Source organism: Micrococcus sp. ACRRV, assembly GCF_022346985.1.
GTDB classification, from domain to species: domain Bacteria; phylum Actinomycetota; class Actinomycetes; order Actinomycetales; family Micrococcaceae; genus Micrococcus; species Micrococcus porci.
This window is the reverse complement of sequence record NZ_JAKRNH010000017.1, coordinates 16527-33131: the sequence shown is the minus strand read 5'-3', so window position 1 is coordinate 33131 and position 16605 is coordinate 16527. Positions and strand designations below refer to the sequence as shown.

The 16605-nt window shown below is 71.4% G+C and carries 17 protein-coding genes and 1 pseudogene; 9 read left to right on the top strand and 9 right to left on the bottom strand.

The annotated features are described in order from the left end of the window. The coding region (locus MHY29_RS03345) for an integrase core domain-containing protein (RefSeq protein WP_239238224.1) at positions 1-371 on the top strand (371 nt) is incomplete at its 5' end. A gap of 65 nt (positions 372-436) precedes the next feature. Here MHY29_RS03345 and MHY29_RS03340 read toward each other — a convergent pair. Continuing rightward, positions 437-2194, bottom strand: coding sequence for an oleate hydratase (locus MHY29_RS03340; RefSeq protein WP_239238223.1), 1758 nt, complete (start codon positions 2192-2194; stop codon positions 437-439). 87 nt (positions 2195-2281) lie between these two features. On the opposite strand from MHY29_RS03340, the gene MHY29_RS03335 reads away from it, so the two are divergent. The 4 genes and pseudogenes from MHY29_RS03335 to nhaA all read left to right on the top strand — a co-directional run bounded on the left by MHY29_RS03335 (position 2282) and on the right by nhaA (position 5664). Further along, complete coding sequence (locus tag MHY29_RS03335; RefSeq protein WP_239238222.1) at positions 2282-3004, top strand: TetR/AcrR family transcriptional regulator; 723 nt, start codon at positions 2282-2284, stop codon at positions 3002-3004. Between the two features lie 59 nt (positions 3005-3063). Continuing rightward, positions 3064-3165 (top strand): annotated as a pseudogene (locus MHY29_RS03330) (type II toxin-antitoxin system YoeB family toxin); the annotation flags it as partial. A 1-nt stretch (position 3166) separates the two neighbouring features. Beyond that, positions 3167-3733 carry a mismatch-specific DNA-glycosylase gene (locus MHY29_RS03325; RefSeq protein ID WP_239238221.1) on the top strand — a complete coding sequence of 189 codons (567 nt, stop codon included), beginning with the start codon at positions 3167-3169 and terminating at the stop codon, positions 3731-3733. 86 nt (positions 3734-3819) lie between these two features. Then, positions 3820-5664, top strand: coding sequence for a Na+/H+ antiporter NhaA (gene nhaA, locus MHY29_RS03320; protein ID WP_239238220.1), 1845 nt, complete (start codon positions 3820-3822; stop codon positions 5662-5664). A 147-nt stretch (positions 5665-5811) separates the two neighbouring features. Here nhaA and MHY29_RS03315 read toward each other — a convergent pair whose 3' ends face one another. The 7 genes from MHY29_RS03315 to MHY29_RS03285 are packed head-to-tail and all read right to left on the bottom strand — an operon-like array spanning position 5812 to position 11521. Then, positions 5812-6594, bottom strand: coding sequence for an SCO1664 family protein (locus tag MHY29_RS03315; RefSeq protein ID WP_239238219.1), 783 nt, complete (start codon positions 6592-6594; stop codon positions 5812-5814). Then, positions 6594-7136, bottom strand: coding sequence for a DUF3090 domain-containing protein (locus MHY29_RS03310; RefSeq protein ID WP_239238218.1), 543 nt, complete (start codon positions 7134-7136; stop codon positions 6594-6596). The genes MHY29_RS03315 and MHY29_RS03310 overlap by 1 nt, the downstream gene beginning before the upstream one ends. Then, entirely contained in the window at positions 7133-7858 is a 726-nt protein-coding gene (locus MHY29_RS03305) for a histidine phosphatase family protein (RefSeq protein ID WP_224356665.1), read from the bottom strand. Before MHY29_RS03305 ends, MHY29_RS03310 begins: the two co-directional genes overlap by 4 nt. Positions 7859-7889: 31 nt before the next feature. Then, positions 7890-8276: a hypothetical protein gene (locus tag MHY29_RS03300; protein WP_239238217.1), complete on the bottom strand. Its 387-nt coding sequence runs from the start codon at positions 8274-8276 to the stop codon at positions 7890-7892. Then, complete coding sequence (locus MHY29_RS03295; RefSeq protein ID WP_239238216.1) at positions 8276-9682, bottom strand: Dyp-type peroxidase domain-containing protein; 1407 nt, start codon at positions 9680-9682, stop codon at positions 8276-8278. The genes MHY29_RS03300 and MHY29_RS03295 overlap by 1 nt, the downstream gene beginning before the upstream one ends. A gap of 1 nt (position 9683) precedes the next feature. Next, a complete protein-coding gene (locus tag MHY29_RS03290; protein WP_239238215.1) occupies positions 9684-10379 on the bottom strand; it encodes a hypothetical protein in 696 nt (231 codons plus the stop codon). Positions 10380-10432: 53 nt separating this feature from the next. After that, the gene (locus MHY29_RS03285; RefSeq protein WP_239238214.1) at positions 10433-11521 is read right to left on the bottom strand and encodes a catalase family protein; all 1089 of its coding nucleotides are present in this window, start codon (positions 11519-11521) and stop codon (positions 10433-10435) included. A gap of 212 nt (positions 11522-11733) precedes the next feature. Here MHY29_RS03285 and abc-f point away from each other — a divergent pair, with 212 nt between their 5' ends. The 4 genes from abc-f (at position 11734) to MHY29_RS03265 (ending at position 16069) form a co-directional block, all read left to right on the top strand. Next, entirely contained in the window at positions 11734-13386 is a 1653-nt protein-coding gene (gene abc-f, locus MHY29_RS03280; RefSeq protein ID WP_239238213.1) for a ribosomal protection-like ABC-F family protein, read from the top strand. A gap of 114 nt (positions 13387-13500) precedes the next feature. Then, positions 13501-14184 (top strand): type 1 glutamine amidotransferase domain-containing protein, encoded by a 684-nt coding sequence (locus tag MHY29_RS03275; RefSeq protein ID WP_239238212.1) that lies wholly within the window; start codon positions 13501-13503, stop codon positions 14182-14184. Positions 14185-14225: 41 nt separating this feature from the next. Next, on the top strand, positions 14226-15236 hold the full coding sequence (locus MHY29_RS03270) for an NADP-dependent oxidoreductase (protein WP_239238211.1): 1011 nt from the start codon (positions 14226-14228) through the stop codon (positions 15234-15236). A 26-nt stretch (positions 15237-15262) separates the two neighbouring features. Next, a complete protein-coding gene (locus tag MHY29_RS03265; protein WP_239238210.1) occupies positions 15263-16069 on the top strand; it encodes an alpha/beta fold hydrolase in 807 nt (268 codons plus the stop codon). A 33-nt stretch (positions 16070-16102) separates the two neighbouring features. Here the strand turns inward: MHY29_RS03265 and MHY29_RS03260 are convergent, their stop codons facing one another. Further along, on the bottom strand, positions 16103-16591 hold the full coding sequence (locus tag MHY29_RS03260) for a MarR family winged helix-turn-helix transcriptional regulator (RefSeq protein WP_239238209.1): 489 nt from the start codon (positions 16589-16591) through the stop codon (positions 16103-16105). Between the last annotated feature and the right edge of the window lie 14 nt (positions 16592-16605).

The following is a 16605-nucleotide window of genomic DNA, read 5'->3' as shown; positions in this document are numbered from 1 at the left end:
TGCGCCAGACCGCCATCGCGGTGCTGCGCCGCGCGGTCGCTCACTTCGCGCAGCTGGGCGTGGAGGTGGAGCGGGTGCTCTCGGACAACGGTTCGGCCTACCGCTCGCATGCCTGGCGGGATGCTTGCACCGAGCTCGGGATCAAGCCCAAGCGGACTCGGCCCTACCGACCGCAGACGAACGGGAAGATCGAGCGGTTCCATCGCACGCTCGCTGACGGGTGGGCCTACGCCAAGTTCTACGGCTCAGAGACCGAACGCAGGGCCGCGTTGCCTGGGTGGGTGCACTTCTACAATCATCACCGAGTCCACTCCGCGATCGGAGCCGCACCTGCCAGCAGGCTCAACAACCTCCCTGGACATCACACCTAGGTGTAGGAGGGCATGACGTTGTTGACTCGGGCCGGGGCCCGAGGCGCACCCGCGGTGGGCGGGACTCAGATGAGGCCGTGCTCCTCGAGGAGCTGGCCGATCTCCCCGTGCTCGAGCCTGCCGCGCAGGTAGCCGCGCAGCGCGGCCGGGCCGGGCATCTCCACCTTCTTGCCGTCGCGCATGCGCGCCGATGCCTCGAGCAGGTCGCGCACGTCGTACGTGGAACCCCAGGTCTCCGGCACGCCGCGCTCCACGTCGAGGAGTTCGTAGACGGCCTCCATGCCGGTGCGCACCGAGTACTCGGTCGTGAAGATCGTGTCGCGGCCGGTCTCCGCGAACTGCCCGAGGAACGCGAAGTTCGCCGCCCCCTCCGGCACGACCTGCGGCCGGTCACCCGCGCGGCGGGGCATGAAGAAGCTCGTCACGTAGGGCATCATGACCGGCACGCACCGGGCGCCGGTCGCCGCGAGCTCGGGGATCTCCTCCACGGGCACGCCCAGGTGGTAGAGCCACTCCTGGGTGATCTCCTCGCCGGTGCACTGCGCCAGGGGCTTCTTCACGTAGTCGCCGTCGACGTCGACGAACAGACCGTAGACCCAGACGACGATCTGATCCTTCGGCTGCTTCTTGAAGTGCGGCTGGCGATTGACCGTCCAGCTCAGCAGCCAGGAGGAGTCCTCGGCGGTGACGATGCCGCCGGTGACCACGCGGCCGCTGAACGGATCGCGCTGGGCGATGCGCTCGATGTAGGCGGGGATGCGCTCATCGAGCGTCGTGACGGTGGCCGATTCCCACTTCGTCTCCTCGATCGAGGAGCAGAAGACCTCCGGGCGCCCGAACGCCGGGTCCTTCTTCGCGATGCGCTTCCACAGGTCCCAGGCCGGGGCCGGGCCCTCGTTGAGGGCTGCGGGCGTGTGGTGGTCGCCCTCATCGGAGTTGTCCACGAGCGAGCCGATCGTCATGAGCGCGAGGTCGTGCTCGCCGAGCTCGATGGTCTCCTCGGCGCCGTCGCGGCGGCAGCGGATCGCGGTGGCGCGGATCTCGCCGTTGCGGTGGGCGAAGTCCACATCGAGGACCTCGGTGCCGGAGCGGAAGACGACGCCGTGCTCGGTGAGGTAGTGCATGAGCGGCAGGACGAAGGACTCGTACTGGTTGTACTTCGTGAACTTCAGCGCCGTGAAGTCGGGCAGCCCGCCGATGTGGTGGATGAAGCGGTGGAGGTAGAGCTTGAACTCGAGCGCGGAGTGCCACTCCTCGAAGGCGAACATCGTCCGCCAGTACATCCAGAACGGCGAGTCGAGGAACTCACGGCCCATCACCTCGTCGATGCGCTTGCCCTCCATCTCCGCACGCTCGGCGAGGAAGATCTTCAACAGGTCCTTCTGCGCCCGCTTCGGCAGGTCGAAGCGGCCCTCGTGGCCGGCGTCCTCGCCCTGGCGCACGGTGGCGCGGCGCAGCGAGTAGTTGGGGTCGTCCTTGTTGAGCCAGTAGAACTCGTCGAGCACGGAGGCGTCCTCGAGCTCCAGGGAGGGAATGGAGCGCATCATGTCCCACAGGCACTCCATGTGGTTCTCCAGCTCCCGGCCGCCGCGGATGACGAAGCCCTTCTCCGGGACGTCGAGGCCGTCGAGCGCACCGCCGGCGATCTCGCCCTTCTCGAGGATCGTAACGTTGGCGCCGGGGACCCCGGCGTCGCGGATGAGGAAGACGGCCGCCGCGAGCCCGGCCAGCCCGCTGCCGACGATGTAGGCCTTCGTCTCCTGCGCGTGCTGTGCGGGGCGGGGACGCGCGAACGCCTCGTAGTTACCTGCCGTGTACTGCATGATCCATCCTTCCCGACGCGTGCCGGATGCCGATCACCCGGCCGCGATATTGAGTGTACTCAGAATTGAGTCGACTACAATGGCCGCATGGACACTCGGGATGACACGGAGCTGGCGCCCTCGGCGACGCTGGGCAGGCGCGAGCGGGCGAAGGCGGAGAAGCGCGCCCGCATCGTCGCCGCGGCGCGCGCGCTGTTCGAGGAGCGCGGTTTCGAGCGGACCTCGATGAGCGAGGTCGCGCGCGCGGCGGACGTGGCCGAGGGCACTGTCTTCCAGTACGCGGCGACGAAGGTCGAGCTGCTCATGATGGTCGTCGATGCGCTCTGGGGAGCCCACGAGCGCGCGACGACCACTCCTTCGCTCTCTGCGTTCGCCGCGCCCGGCGCCGCGACGGCGGGCGGGGAGACCGCGGACCGGATCGCGGAGCTGATCTCGCCGCTCGTCACCGCGATGTGGCGCTGGTCCGAGCTTGCGACGTGGGTCGCACGCGAGATCCTCTTCGGTGCGGACATGCCGCATCGCCGGCGGGTCCTCGACCACGTCGATCGCCTCGAAGAGAAGATCGCCGCGCGCCTGCAGGACGGCCGAGCCGACGCTTCCGGTGCGATCGGAGCGGCGCGGGACGGTGCCACAGGCACTGCCGGCGAGGAGCCCGGTGCGGCTGCGGCGGCCGGCGCCCGCCTCATCGTCGCCGGGGTGCTGGCCGAGCTCAACCGCTCCCGGCAGAGGCGGATCGACGGCGAGGACGTCGATGTGGCGCTCCGCAGGCTCATCGACCTCGTGGTGGCGGGGGCGGGCGCCGCCCGGTGACCCGGAAGCCGTTCGGGCCGCCGCTGGCACCGGCCAGCGCCGCCGCGATTGCCCGCCGCGCGGCCGGGGCGTGGTCGCGGCGCATCACGGAGGAGCACAGGCTCGTCTACCTCGTCGACGGCGAGGACCTGATCATCCTCCAGGCGAGGTATCACTACTGACATGCGCTTCACCCAGGCCGAGCTTCAGCAGTTCCGCGACCGCACCGTCCCCGACCTGCTGCCGGACCCGCTGCGGCTGCTGTTCATCGGCATCAACCCCGGCCTGTGGACCGCCGCCACCGGTGCGCACTTCGCCCGCCGCGGCAACCGCTTCTACCCGGCCCTGCACCGTGCCGGGCTCACCCGGCACCTGATCGACGCCTCCGGCGGCTACAAGGCCGAGGACCTCGCCGAGCTGCACGCCCGCGGCATTGGGATCTCCAACCTCGTCCCGCGTGCCACCGCCCGCGCCGACGAGCTCACCGCGGAGGAGCTCGCCGCCGCCCCCGCCCGCCTGGACGCGCTCGTGGCAGCGCACGCGCCGGCCGTCGTCGCTGTGTTGGGGGTGACGGCCTACCGGCAGGCGTTCGGACGCCCGAAGGCGGCGCTGGGGGAGCAGCCGACGCCGTGGCCGGGCACGCGGCTGTTCGTGGCGCCGAACCCCAGCGGGCTCAACGCTCACGCCACCCTGGACTCGCTCGCCGCGGATTACCGCGCGGCCGGTGCCGCGGCGGGGCTCGTGGACTGAGTGCGCTCGCCGTCCCTGCGGACGCGCTGCACGGTCGACAAGGCTCGCCGCCGGGCGCTGCCCTTGGGCCCCGATATGCTTCCCGGATGACGAGCGGGCAGCCGGAACGGCGCATGAGTTGGCGAACGATTCGCACGGAGGCGGGTTCGGCGGTGCTCCTGGTCGTCGTCACAGCGGTCGCCCTGCTCTGGGCGAACTCGCCACTCTCCGAGGCCTATTTCGGGCTGTGGGATGTCGAGATCGGGTTCGATGTCGGCGGGTTCGGACTGCACATGAACCTGCACCACTGGATCAACGACGGCCTCATGGTGGTCTTCTTCCTCGTCGTTGGCCTCGAGGTGCGACAGGAGTTCGCGCATGGGACGCTCCGAGACGCCAGCCGCGCGCGTCTCGCAGTGATTGCTGGCGTCGTCGGCGTGGCACTGCCCGCAGTCTTCTACATCCTGATCGTGGCCGCCGCGGGCGGCGAGGGGCTCGGTGGATGGGGCGCGGTGGTCGGTACCGACACCGCGTTCCTGTTGGGTGCCCTCGCGCTCGTCGGCCCGAGACTCTCCGGCCAGTTGCGGGTGTTCCTCCTCACCCTCACCGTCGTCGATGACTTCCTCGCCGTCTCCATCATCGGCATGGTCTACAGCGACGAGATCCGGCTCGTTCCGCTGCTGATCGCAGGTGCCTGCCTCGTCGGGTTGTGGCTTCTGGGTCGTTCGCGGCAGTGGAGCGCCACACCGTACGTGCTGATTGTCATTGTGCTCTGGTTCGCGACCGTGGAATCCGGAGTCCACGCCTCCCTTGCGGGCATGGTCGCAGGACTCCTCATCCCCGCCTACCCGACGCGTCGGCAACAGGTGGTCGAGGCTCGTCAGCTGTTCCGCGACTTCTGGCAGTCGCCGAGCGCGGCATCGGCCCGCGCAGTCGATCGAGGCTTGGCGCAGGGCATCTCGGTGAATGAACGCATGCACGAGGTCTTGCGCATGCCCACCGCGCTCGTCATCGTCCCGATCTTCGCGCTCGCGAACGCCGGCGTCGACCTGCGCGGCGGCGTGCTCGTCGATTCCTTCCAGTCCTCCGTGACGTGGGGAGTCATCGTGGGTCTCGTGCTCGGCAAACTTCTCGGCATCGGTCTCGCCACCTTCGTCGCTGTGAAGCTGGGAGCCGGTCGGCTGCCCGAGGGTGTCGGGATGGGCAGCGTGTTCGGCGGCGCGGCGCTTTCGGGGATCGGGTTCACCGTGTCGCTCCTGGTGATCGGCCTCGCGTTCGGCTCGACATCCGACCTGGGTCGGCAAGCGACCGTCGGCGTGTTGGTCGCGATGGTGCTCGCCACCGCGCTGGGTTGGCTGATCTTCCGGGTTGCTGCGAAACGCTGGGGGGAGGAGACGGCAGATCTGCCGATGGTGCTCACACCACCCGTTGATCCTGAAGTCGACCACATCCGCGGACCAGAGGACGCCCAGCTCACGGTCGTCGAGTACATTGACTTCGAATGCGCGTATTGCGCGCACGCAACGGGTTCCTGGGAGGACCTTCGCAGCCAGTTCGGGGACGATCTCCGGTATGTCGTTCGCCAGCTGCCACATCACCCTCACGGCCCCATCGCCGCACGAGCGTCGGAGGCGGCATCGAATCAGGGGATGTTCTGGCCGTGGCTCGATTTCGTCTTCACGCGGCAAGATGCGCTCGAGCGCGACGATCTGATCCGCTACGCCGAAGAGCTGGGCCTGGATGTCGCCCAGTTCACGGCTGACCTCGACAGTGCCGCCGTACGTGCCCGTGTGGAGCGGGATCTCGAAAGCGCCGATGCAAGCGGGGCGCACGCTACCCCGACGTTCTTCGTAGACGGGCGACGGTTGCTGGGCAGCTACGACGCCCGAACGCTCACCTCAGCCCTCGAAGCCAGCCGCCGAGGCACGCGAACCCAGGAAGTGCGCTCCTGAGTCGTGAGTCGTCGCGGGGCGCGTCGGTACACCTGCCTGAGCGAACAAGAACGCGGGACTGGTGCAGAGACGCGAACCTGGCACCCGGTTGAACCAGATCGCGAAGGACTTCGGCATCAGCGAGTCCTGCCTGACGCCTCAGGCCCGTCAGAAGAGCGGCCAGGGCACGGCCGGCGTCCGGCCGCTCGGGGCAGGGAAGATCCCGTCGTCGAGCAACCGGGCACCGCGTTCGGCAAGGGCTTCGACTTCCTGGGCACTGAGCAGCTCCGCCAGCCCCCGCCCCAGCTCACCGTCGAGCCCGTCGAGAACCCGGGCGACGCCGTCGCGCTCCTCCTCGCTCAGCTCCTCACCCAGCCACCCCCACAGCACGGTCCGCAGCTTGTCCGCCACATGGAACGTGAGCCCGTGGTCCACGCCGTGACGGTGACCACCGGGCATGGCGAGGATGTGGGCGCCCTTGCGGTCGGCGTTGTTGACGATCACGTCGAACACCGCCATGCGGCGTAGCGCCGCCGAGTCCTCATGGGCCAGGACCAGCCGATTCCCGTCCTCGTCCTCGCCCTCCAGGATTGTGAGCCACCCCGCGGCCGGCGCCTCGTCCGCCGGGAACAGGTCCACGGCGTCCTGTTCAGGGTCCTGCTCCTGCCAGAGTTGCACCATGCCCTCGCCGAAGGGGCCCTCGCGCAGCCAGGTGCGCGGCACAACATCCCAGCCGAGGCACTCGGAGACCAGGTGCGCGGCCACCTCGCGGCGGGCCAGGGTTCCGGGGGGGAAGTCCCACAGCGGGGCCTCGCCCGCCACCGGTTTGTAAACCACCGGGGTGTCACCGATCGCGCCGAGGAACGTGGCGTTGGACGCCGTCGTGATGCGGCCCGTGAGCGTCAGCTCCCCGTCCACCAGCTCGCCGGCGGGCACGTCCGCGGCGCTCATCAGGAGTCGGGGAGAGTGCAGTCGTGGCCGTCGGGGTCGATGGGCTGACCGCAGTCCGAGCAGATCGGTCGCCCGGCGTCCACGACCTCCCGGGTGCGCCGGGCGAACGCCCGGGCGGCGCCGACGGGCATCCGCACGCGCACGGCCTCGGCGTCCGCCTCGAGCACCGGGTCGGCGTCGTCGTCGGTCAGCGGGTGGGCGTCGATGAGCACCTGCGCGGTGGTGGGGTCCCAGCCCAGTCCGATGGCCCCCACCCGGAACCACTCCTGCACCGGGTCCAGCGGATCGTTGTCCACGAGTTCCACGGGCGTGCTGGCCGGGACGCTGTGCGGGTTGCCGTCCAGCGCCATCAGATCGTCGAGGATCTCGTCGATCATCTCCGCCATCAGGGCGGACTGCTGCTTCTCCAGGGCCAGGCTCACCAGCCGGGGCCCGGTGCGCACCTGCAGGTAGAACGTGCGGGCTCCGGGACGCCCGAGCGTCCCGATCACGACTCGATCCGGCCAGTCGAACTCATGGGCGGGGGCAGGTGCATCAGTCATGTCACGATCCTAGGCGTCTGCTCGTCCACCGCGCCGGGGCCGGTGCCCGCGCCGCCGCCCACCGGTGCGTCGTCGGACGGGCCGAGGCTCGAGAGCCAGGACAGGTCCCCGGCATCGGTATTGGTGGCCCAGACCCGCGGTCGGCTCGGGCCGTAGCTCACGATGGACACGGAGGCGGGCCCCACCTCGATCCGCTGGAACAGATCCAGGTGCGTGCCGAGCGCGTCGGCCAGGATCGACTTGATGACGTCCCCGTGGCTCACCGCCACCCACACCGCCCCGGGCCCGTGTTCGGCCTCCACGGCGGCGTCGTGCCGGCGGATCGCCGCCACCGCGCGGGCCTGCATGCCCGCCATGGACTCCCCGCCGGGGAAGACGACGGCGGACGGCTGGGTCTGCACCGTCGCCCACAGGGGCTCGGTGGCCAGGTCGCTGAGCGCGCGCCCCTGCCACTGGCCGTAGTCGCACTCGGTGAGGTCGTCGTCGACCAGGGAGGGCACCGCCCCCGACTGGCGATCGAGGAGGGCGCGGGCCGTCTGCGCGCACCGCTCCAGGGGACTGGCCACCACCGCGGCCACGGGCACGGCCGCGACCCGATCCGCGGTGCGGGCCGCCTGCTCCCGTCCGTGATCGTCCAGGCTGACCCCCGGGGTCCGCCCTGCCAGCAGTCCGGTCGCGTTGGCCGTGGTGCGGCCGTGCCGCACGAGAAGTACCGTCGCCATCACTCCAGCCTACTGATAGGACGGACGCGCCTCAGCGCGACGGGTCACGGGGCAGGGGAGTCCACCGCAGAGTGAGGCCCGCGACGGCGGCCAACGCCGCGTGGGCGTCGTCGGCGGCGCCCTCCAGCCCGTCCGCCACGTCTTCACCCGCCGAGGTGAGCAACAGGACGGCGTGGTCGTCCGCGTCGGGCTGCTCGCCCGGGTCGGCGCGCCAGCCGCCCCTGCCCCGGACGCCGTCCTCGTCCCCGGGCAGGGAGCCCAGCCACGCGGCGGCCGCCCGGGCCGCCCCGGGGCCGACGACGTCCAGCCGCAGGGTCGCGGGGGAGCCGTCGTTGCCCGGCGGGGTGCCCCACAGCCAGTCGAGGTCCACCTGCCACGGCGGGGCGCCCGCGGGGCCGCCCGGGGACGGAGGCTGCATCACGCCTCGGCGTCCGACTGGTCCGACGTCCAGCCCGCCTCACCGATCCACCGCAGGGCGCGGAGCGAGGGCATGAAGAGGTACTCGCCTCCGGCCATCCGGTTGAAGGTGGTGATGCCGTTGATGCGCTTGCGGGCCGGCTCGGCGGGGATGGTGAACCGTCCCTGCGTCGGGTCGTCCTCGTGCAGACCGACGATCGGATCCCGCTCGGAGCCGAGGTCGACGAAGTTGCCGCCGTTGATCCACTCCTGCTGCATGAACTCGATCGTGTCGAAGGCCCGGGCGCTGATGAAGATGAAGTAGATCCCGCGGTCCTCCTTCGCGTCGTCGGCCGAGGTCACCTCCGGCGACCACCCGGGACCGTAGGTCGAGGAGCGCCGGATGATCCGCTTGATGTTCACGTCCGTCATGATCGACAGGTCGCTGTCCCGCGGGTTCAGGCGACGCATGTGGCTGGAGTGCGGGCACATCAGGCCCTTCGGGTCGTCCTCGAAGGTGAAGTCGTTGCGCCGCTCCGGGTCGTTGCCCAGCTCCTCGTCGTCGTGGTCCGGGGAGAGCACGAGCGGGGCGCCGCTGCGCCACCGGCCGAACATCTTCGCGGCGATCCGGTGCTGCTCTTCCGGGTCCGGACTCTGCGAGGCCAGGTACTCGTTGAAGGCGCCCACCCGGCTGGCGAACTTGCGCAGCACCACGTAGGTCCCGTTGCGGCCCAGCACGTCCGGCTGCGGCACGGCCAGCGGGGAGCCGGTCTCGCTGTTCTCGCCCAGGATGAACTCGCCGGCGGAGATGGAGCGCTCCTGGCCCGGCTGGGGCCGCACCCCGCTGCCGGCCACCGTCGGCTGCGAGATGGAGTCCCGGAAGCCGAAGGGGTTCTTGTTCAGCTCGTCGACCCCGAACCGGTGGGTGGCCACCAGGGTCACTCCGGTGGAGTGCTCCAGCACCTGCTGCGCCTGGTCCAGGGCGGCGTCCAGGGCGTCGGCGTCGGCCGCGTAGATCGTCAGCGCGATGTGGCAGGCGTCCTGGGTGAACGCCTCGTCCCAGTGCTCCGGGGCGTTCGGCCCGGTGTCCATGAGCTGCTGGGCGCGGGCGGCCATCCCCTGCTGGTAGGGCAGCGGGAAGCTGGCCAGGGAGTCCTCGGGCAGCCCCAGGGCGCGCAGGCCGGCGAAGCTGATCGCCACGCCGGTCCAGGACTGCAGGTCGTCGGCCCAGTCCTGCGCGGAGGTCACGTGCTCGGCCAGGCGACGGACGAAGTCCCGGCCGCCTTCGGCCTCCTCCACGGTCAGCATGGCGTGGGCGCCGACGTAGGGCTCGGGCCGCTCCCGCAACACCAGGCCCTGGATGTCGTCCAGGTGCAGCTCGACGCGCTCCCGCTCGAAACGTTCCTTCAGGTCCTTGAGCACGCCCATCTCAGTAGTCCACCGCCTCGGGGGTGGAGATCGTGTCGGTGAGCTGCTTCAGGGCGGCCGCCGTGTCCTCGTCCAGGTCGGTGCGCCCGGCCATCTGGTCCAGGAAGGTGTTCACCGCGTCCTCGGTGCGCTGCAGTCGGCGCGTGTCCACCACGGTGACCTGCGGGTTCGCCACGAACCACCCGGAGGCAGTGATCTGGTGGTCGGCGATGAAGTCCTTCACGGTCGGGCTGTCGATGCCCGGCCACCCCTCCACGTTCTGGAAGAGGAGGTCCATCAGTTCGGGGATCTTGGTGGCGAAGTCGTTGATGTACGCGTCCCAGTCGCCGTCGTAGGCCGTGGCGAAGAGGATGCGGGTGTTGTCGTCGAAGAAGACGAAGCGCATGTCGTGGAGCGTGGACACGCGCTGGGCGCCGTCCATGTTGCCGCGGGTCAGGTCGAAGATGCGCTGCAGCCGTTCGGCGCCGCCCGGCTTGAGGCGGGCGATGGCGGTCAGCTCCGAGACCTTGCCCGAGCGCATCCCCACGCGGCCGGCGGACTCGGCGGTGCCGGACAGGTTCGGGTTGTGCTTACGGATCATCGCCTCGAGGGCGATCTTGGCCAGCGTGGGGGCGTCCTGGGCGACGTCCTCGACGGCGCGCTTGACGGCGTCGAGGCGGCTCTCGTCCTGCAGTCGGGGGTCGGGGCGGTCGTTCATGAGGTCCTCCTTCGAGAATCCTTAGGGGTGGGTGGTGAGGGGCGAGGCCGGGATCAGTCCGGGATCTCGTCGAGCGACGTCGGCTCGGGGGCCGGACGGTCGTTGAACTCGTGGCGGAAGCAAGTGGACTGCTCATAGGCGCGCTTGCGGACGCGCATGATCGAGCCCAGCGGCTGATGCTCGACCACGCCGTTCCACGGGTTGAAGGTGAGGGCATCGTCGCCGTAGACGCGGCGGGGATGGCTGTAGCTCTCCTGCGCCTCGATGCGCAGGGTGGCGACGGGCTGGTGCGGGGCCTCCTCCTCGTCCCACAGGACGGAGGCGTCCTCCACCGGCATGCGCTCCGCGTCGGTCGCCAGCTGCGCCCGCAGGACGTACTCTGCGCTCTCACGGGAGAAGAAGTCGGCGACGATCTCGCTGATCGAGGAAAAGTCCTTCACCTTCATGTCCTGGCCGGTCAGGGCGCGCACGTTCGCGGACGCCGGGGCCAGCGAGATCTTCGCGACGTGGTCCCCGTAGCGCAGGGCGCCCTGGGTGAAGTACGTCTCGCCGAGGACGTGGGCGTTGTCCCGCCCCAGGCCCTCCAAGGTGGCGCTGGGGGTCCCCCCGACGGTCTCCACCGCGCCCCGGACCACGCGCGCGGCGCCCGTCGTCAGGCGCTGCAGCAGCTCGGGGGACTGGGAGTTCTTCTCCAGCAGGCTCAGCATCTCCTTGTAGCGGGCCACGGTGCCGAAGGCGAGCGTCGGGAAGTTCACCATGAGGAAGTCCTGATTGTGGCTGTCCAGATCCGGCAGCAGCCGCTTGCCCTCCACCCCCAGCACCTTCAAGGCCCAGCCCCGCGGGGCGGGAGTGCGGTCGGTGTGGATGTCCCCGGGCGCGGAGGAGAGCCGCGCCACCGCCTCGTAGGTGCCCGGACGGGCGAAGATGCCCTGCGCCAGCTCGGGAGCCAGGCCCTCATGCACCACCAGCGTGGCCTTGAGGACGGCGTGGCTCTTGGCGTGGGCGTCGCGGTGGGCGTGCTTGTGCTCTCCCGCCGCGCGGCGCTGTGCCGCGCCCATCTGGGCCAGGATCTCGCGGGTCAGGTCCTCCTCGCGGTCGACCGAGTGCTCGATGTCGGGCGTGTACGTCACCGGTTCAGTCATCAGTGTGCTCTGCCTTCCCTCTCTGGAGCGCCGTGTGCGCCGCGCGGAGCCGCGCACCTGACCCTTGCGACGCTATGACTCTCCCCATGCCAGGGCAAGGAAGGAAGCGCGCTGCCGGTCTGGGAGCCCGGGCCCGGGGGCGGTGCCCCGGGGGATCTGTGACAGTGTGGCGGTGACCCGCCCCAGGGAAGCGCACCCGAGCCAGGAGAAGCATGACCGCCACCCTCGTCGCCTCCGGCCTGGCCGGCGGCCACGGCCATCGCACGCTGTTCGACGCGCTCGACCTCACCGTCGCGCCGGGGGACGTCGTCGGCGTCGTGGGGGCCAACGGCGCGGGCAAGTCCACGCTGCTGCGCATCCTCGGCGGGAACCTCGCCCCGCAGACCGGCACCGTGTCCCTCGCCCCCTCGGACGCCTTCGTCGGCTGGCTCCCGCAGGAGCACGAGCGCGTGTCGGGGGAGACGGTGGCCGGGTACATCGCCCGCCGCACCGGCTGCGCCGAGGCCACCCGCGAGATGGACGCCTCTGCCGAGGCACTGGCCGACCCGGACGTCACCGACGCCGCCGCGGACCGCTACAACACCGCCCTCACCCGCTGGCTGGCCTCCGGCGCCGCGGACCTGGAGGAGCGCATCCCCGCCGTCCTGGCCGACCTCGGCCTGGACCTCTCCGCCTCCCCGGAACAGGTCCTCATGACCTCCCTCTCCGGTGGGCAGGCCGCCCGCGTCGGCCTCGCCGCGCTGCTGCTCTCCCGCTTCGACGTCGTGCTCCTGGACGAGCCCACCAACGACCTCGACCTCGACGGTCTGACCCGCCTGGAGGCCTTCGTGCAGGAGCTGCGCGGCGGCGTCGTGCTGGTGAGCCACGACCGCGAGTTCCTGGCCCGCTGCGTCACCCGCGTCCTGGAGCTCGACCTCGCCCAGCGCACCAACCGCGTCTACGGCGGCGGCTACGAGGCGTACCTCGAGGAGCGGGCCACCCTGCGCCGCCAGGCCCGGGAGAAGTACGAGGAGTTCGCCGAGCAGAAGCAGGACCTCGTCTCCCGCGCCCGCACCCAGCGGGAGTGGTCCAGCCAGGGCGTGCGCAACGCGATGAAGAAGTCCCCGGACAACGACAAGCTGCGCCGCAAGGCCGCCAGCGAGTCGAGCGAGAAGCAGGCCCAGAAGGTCCGGCAGATGGAGAGCCGCATCGCGCGCCTGGAGGAGGTGGAGGAGCCGCGCAAGGAGTGGCGGCTGGAGTTCACCATCGGCGCGGCGCCGCGCTCCAGCTCGGTGGTCGCCACCCTCAACGACGCCGTGTTCCGGCAGGGCGGCTTCACGCTCGGCCCGGTGTCCCTCCAGGTCAACGCGGGGGAGCGGATCGGCATCACCGGGCCCAACGGGGCCGGCAAGTCCACCCTGCTGCGCGGGCTGCTGGGCCGCCAGGCCCCGGACGAGGGCACGGCCGCCCTGGGATCCAGCGTGCAGATCGGGGAGATCGACCAGGCGCGTTCGCTGCTGGCCGGGGCCGTCCCGCTCGCCGCGGCCTTCGAGACGCTCGCGCCGGAGATGACCTCCGGGGAGGTGCGCACCCTGCTGGCCAAGTTCGGTCTCAAGGCCGACCACGTGAACCGCCCCGTGGACGAGCTCTCGCCCGGCGAGCGCACCCGGGCATCCCTGGCCCTGCTCCAGGCCCGCGGGGTGAACGTCCTCGTGCTCGACGAGCCCACCAACCACCTGGATCTGGAGGCCATCGAGCAGCTCGAGCAGGCGCTGGAGACCTATGAGGGCGCCCTGCTGCTCGTCACCCACGACCGCCGCATGCTGGACACCGTCCGCCTGGACCGACGCTGGCACGTGGCCGACGGGCGGGTGACGGAGCGCTGATGTCCCGGGCGCGGCGGCCGCGGCGTGAGGCTGGTGGGCACCGTCACCCTTGCCCGAGATTCGGTTGTGTACGACCATGAGAGTGCAGTCCCCACCAATGAAAGGGCCCCAGACATGTCCCGCATCCTGATGATCCTCACCTCGCACGACCAGCTGGGCGACACCGGCCGCAAGACCGGGTTCTGGCTCGAGGAGTTCGCCTCGCCCTACTACGTCTTCACGGACGCCGGCCACGAGGTCACCCTCGCCTCGCCCCGCGGCGGCCAGCCGCCCATCGACCCGACGAGCTCGAAGCCGGAGATGCAGACCGAGGCCACCCGCCGGTTCGACCAGGACGAGGAGGCCAAGGCCGCCCTGGCCCACACCACGCCCCTGGCCCAGGTGGACGTGGACGGGTTCGATGCCGTCTTCTACCCGGGCGGTCACGGCCCGCTGTGGGACCTGGTGTCCGACGCCGACTCCACGCGGATCATCCTCGACAGCGACGCGGCGGGGCGCCCGCTCGGCCTCGTCTGCCACGCTCCCGGGATCCTGCACCCGATCACCACTGCCGACGGCACCCCGTTCGTGCGCGGCCGTCAGGTCGCCGGGTTCACCAACGGCGAGGAGGAGGCCGCCCAGCTGACGGACGTCGTCCCGTTCCTCGTCGAGGACTCGCTGATCGCCGCCGGCGCGGACTACCGCAAGGGCCCGGATCAGGAGAGCTTCGTGGTCACGGACGGCACCCTGGTGACCGGCCAGAACCCGGCCTCCTCCGCCGACGCCGCCCGCCGCCTCCTGGACCTGCTCGCGCGCTGACCCCCCGCCGAGCCCGCCGCTTCGACCCCGAGGAGACCACCATGAGCACCCCCACCCACACGCGCGAGATCCACCACGCCTCCCGCCCCCACGGCGCCCCGACGCCGGAGAACTTCCGCCTCACGGAGGTCGAGCTCCCCGAGCTCGCCGAGGGCCAGGTCCTCGTGCGCAACACCGTGATGTCCGTGGACCCGTACATGCGCGGCCGCATGAACGACGTCGAGTCCTACGTGCCTCCGTTCCAGCTCGACGCCCCCCTCGACGGCGGCGCGGTGGGCACCGTGATCGCCTCGCGCCACGCGGACGTGCCGGAGGGCACGTCCGTGCTCCACGGCCTCGGCTGGCGCGAGCACGCCGTCCTCGACGGCGACACCGTCCAGGCCGTGGACACCTCCCAGTTCTCGGACAGCACCTACCTGGGCGTGCTGGGCATGACGGGTCTGACCGCCTACACCGGCCTCGTGCACGTGGCCGAGATGCAGGAGGGCGACGCCGTCTTCATCTCGGGTGCCGCGGGGGCCGTCGGCTCGGCCGCCGGCCAGATCGCCCGTCTGCTGGGCGCCTCGCGCGTCGTGGGCTCGGCGGGCACGCCCGAGAAGGTGGCGCGGGTGAAGGAGCTGGGCTTCGACGCCGCGTTCGACTACCACGACGGCTCGCCCACCGACCTGCTAGCCGAGGCGGCGCCGGAGGGCATCGACGTCTACTTCGACAACGTGGGCGGCGACCACCTCGAGGCCGCCATCGCCGCGCTGCGGGTCGACGGCCGCGTGGCGATGTGCGGCGCGATCGCCCAGTACAACTCGACGGAGCCGCCGGCCGCCCCGCGCAACCTCGCCCTGGCGATCGGCAAGCGCCTGACCCTGCGCGGCTTCGTCCTGCAGAAGTACGCAGCGCAGGTCCGCCCCGAGTTCCTCGAGCGCGTGGGCCCGTGGGTCGCCGCCGGGAAGATCCAGTGGGACGAGACCGTCCGGGAGGGTCTGGAGAACGCACCCCAGGCGTTCATCGACCTGCTCGAGGGCGCCAACACGGGAAAGATGCTCGTCCGGCTGTGACGAGCGACGGCGCACTCGGGGGCGGCATGGACACCTTTCGGCATCAGGGCCTGACCTTCGACGTCCGCGACAGCGGGCCGGCCGAGGGGGAGGTGGTCCTGCTGCTGCACGGCTTCCCGCAGGACGCCACGTCCTGGAGGCACGTCGAGCCGCTGCTGCACGCCGCGGGGCTGCGCACGCTCGCCCCGGACCAGCGCGGCTACTCCCCGGGGGCCGCTCCGCGGGCGACGGCGGCCTATCGCCTCCCGGCGCTCGTGGGGGACGCCGTCGCGCTGGCGGACGCGGCGGGGGCGCGGCGCGTCCACGTCGTCGGCCATGACTGGGGCGGCGCCGTCGCCTGGGCGCTGGCCACCGCCCACCCCGAACGGATCGCGTCCCTGACGGTCCTGTCCACGCCGCACCCGGCCGCCCTGGCCCGCGCCCTGCGCGGCCCGGACCAGCTGCGCCGCAGCTGGTACATCGCCGCCTTCCAGGCGCCGGCCCTCCCCGAACGGATCCTCGCGCGACGGCTGGGCTCCCTGCTGCAGCGGGGTCAGGTCCCCGGGGCGGAGCACTACGCTCGCCGGTTCTCCACCCCGCAGAGCCTGCGCGGCCCGGTGAACTGGTATCGGGCGAACCCGGATCTGGTGACCACCACGACCAGCGCGCCCGTGTCGGTCCCCACCACGTACGTGTGGGGCACCCGGGATGCGGCCCTGGGGCCGCGGGCCGCCGAGCTCACGGCGGGGCAGGTGGCGGGGGAGTACCGGTTCGTGGCGCTCGACGCGGACCACTGGCTGCCCGAGCGTGAGGCGGACGCCGTCGCCCGCGCGATCCTGGACCGGGTGCGCTGACCCGCGTTCGGCGCGCGGGCCGCTCCCGCCGGCTCAGCGCGGCCCGACGGCCTCGGTGATCCGGTTCAGCTGGTCCATGAGGACCTGGCGCTCGGTGGCGTCGAGGGGGATCCGGGTGAGGGCGTCCGCCGGGACCGTCCGGGCGGACTCCCGCAGCGCTCGCCCCTCGTCCGTCAGCCGGACCAGCACGCGTCGCTCGTCGTGGACGTCGCGCTCCCGTGTGACGAGCCCCATGCCGGCGAGGCGCCGCACCAGGGGCGTGATGGTGCCGTTGTCCATGCCGAGCCGGTCCCGCAGCGCGCCGACCGCCAGTGCTCCGGCGCCCGGCGTCGGCGCTTCCGTCTCGGCCGAGGCGTCACCCTCCACCTGCCACAGGGTGAGCATCACGAGGTACTGCGGGTAGGTGAGGCCGAGGCGGGAGAGCAGCGGGCCGTAGCCGCGCGTGACGGCGCGCGTCGCCCGGTGCAGGGCGAAGCAGAGCTGGTCCTCGAGTGCGAGGCTGGGGGTCGGCGCGGCATCCATGGGAGCGATTCTAG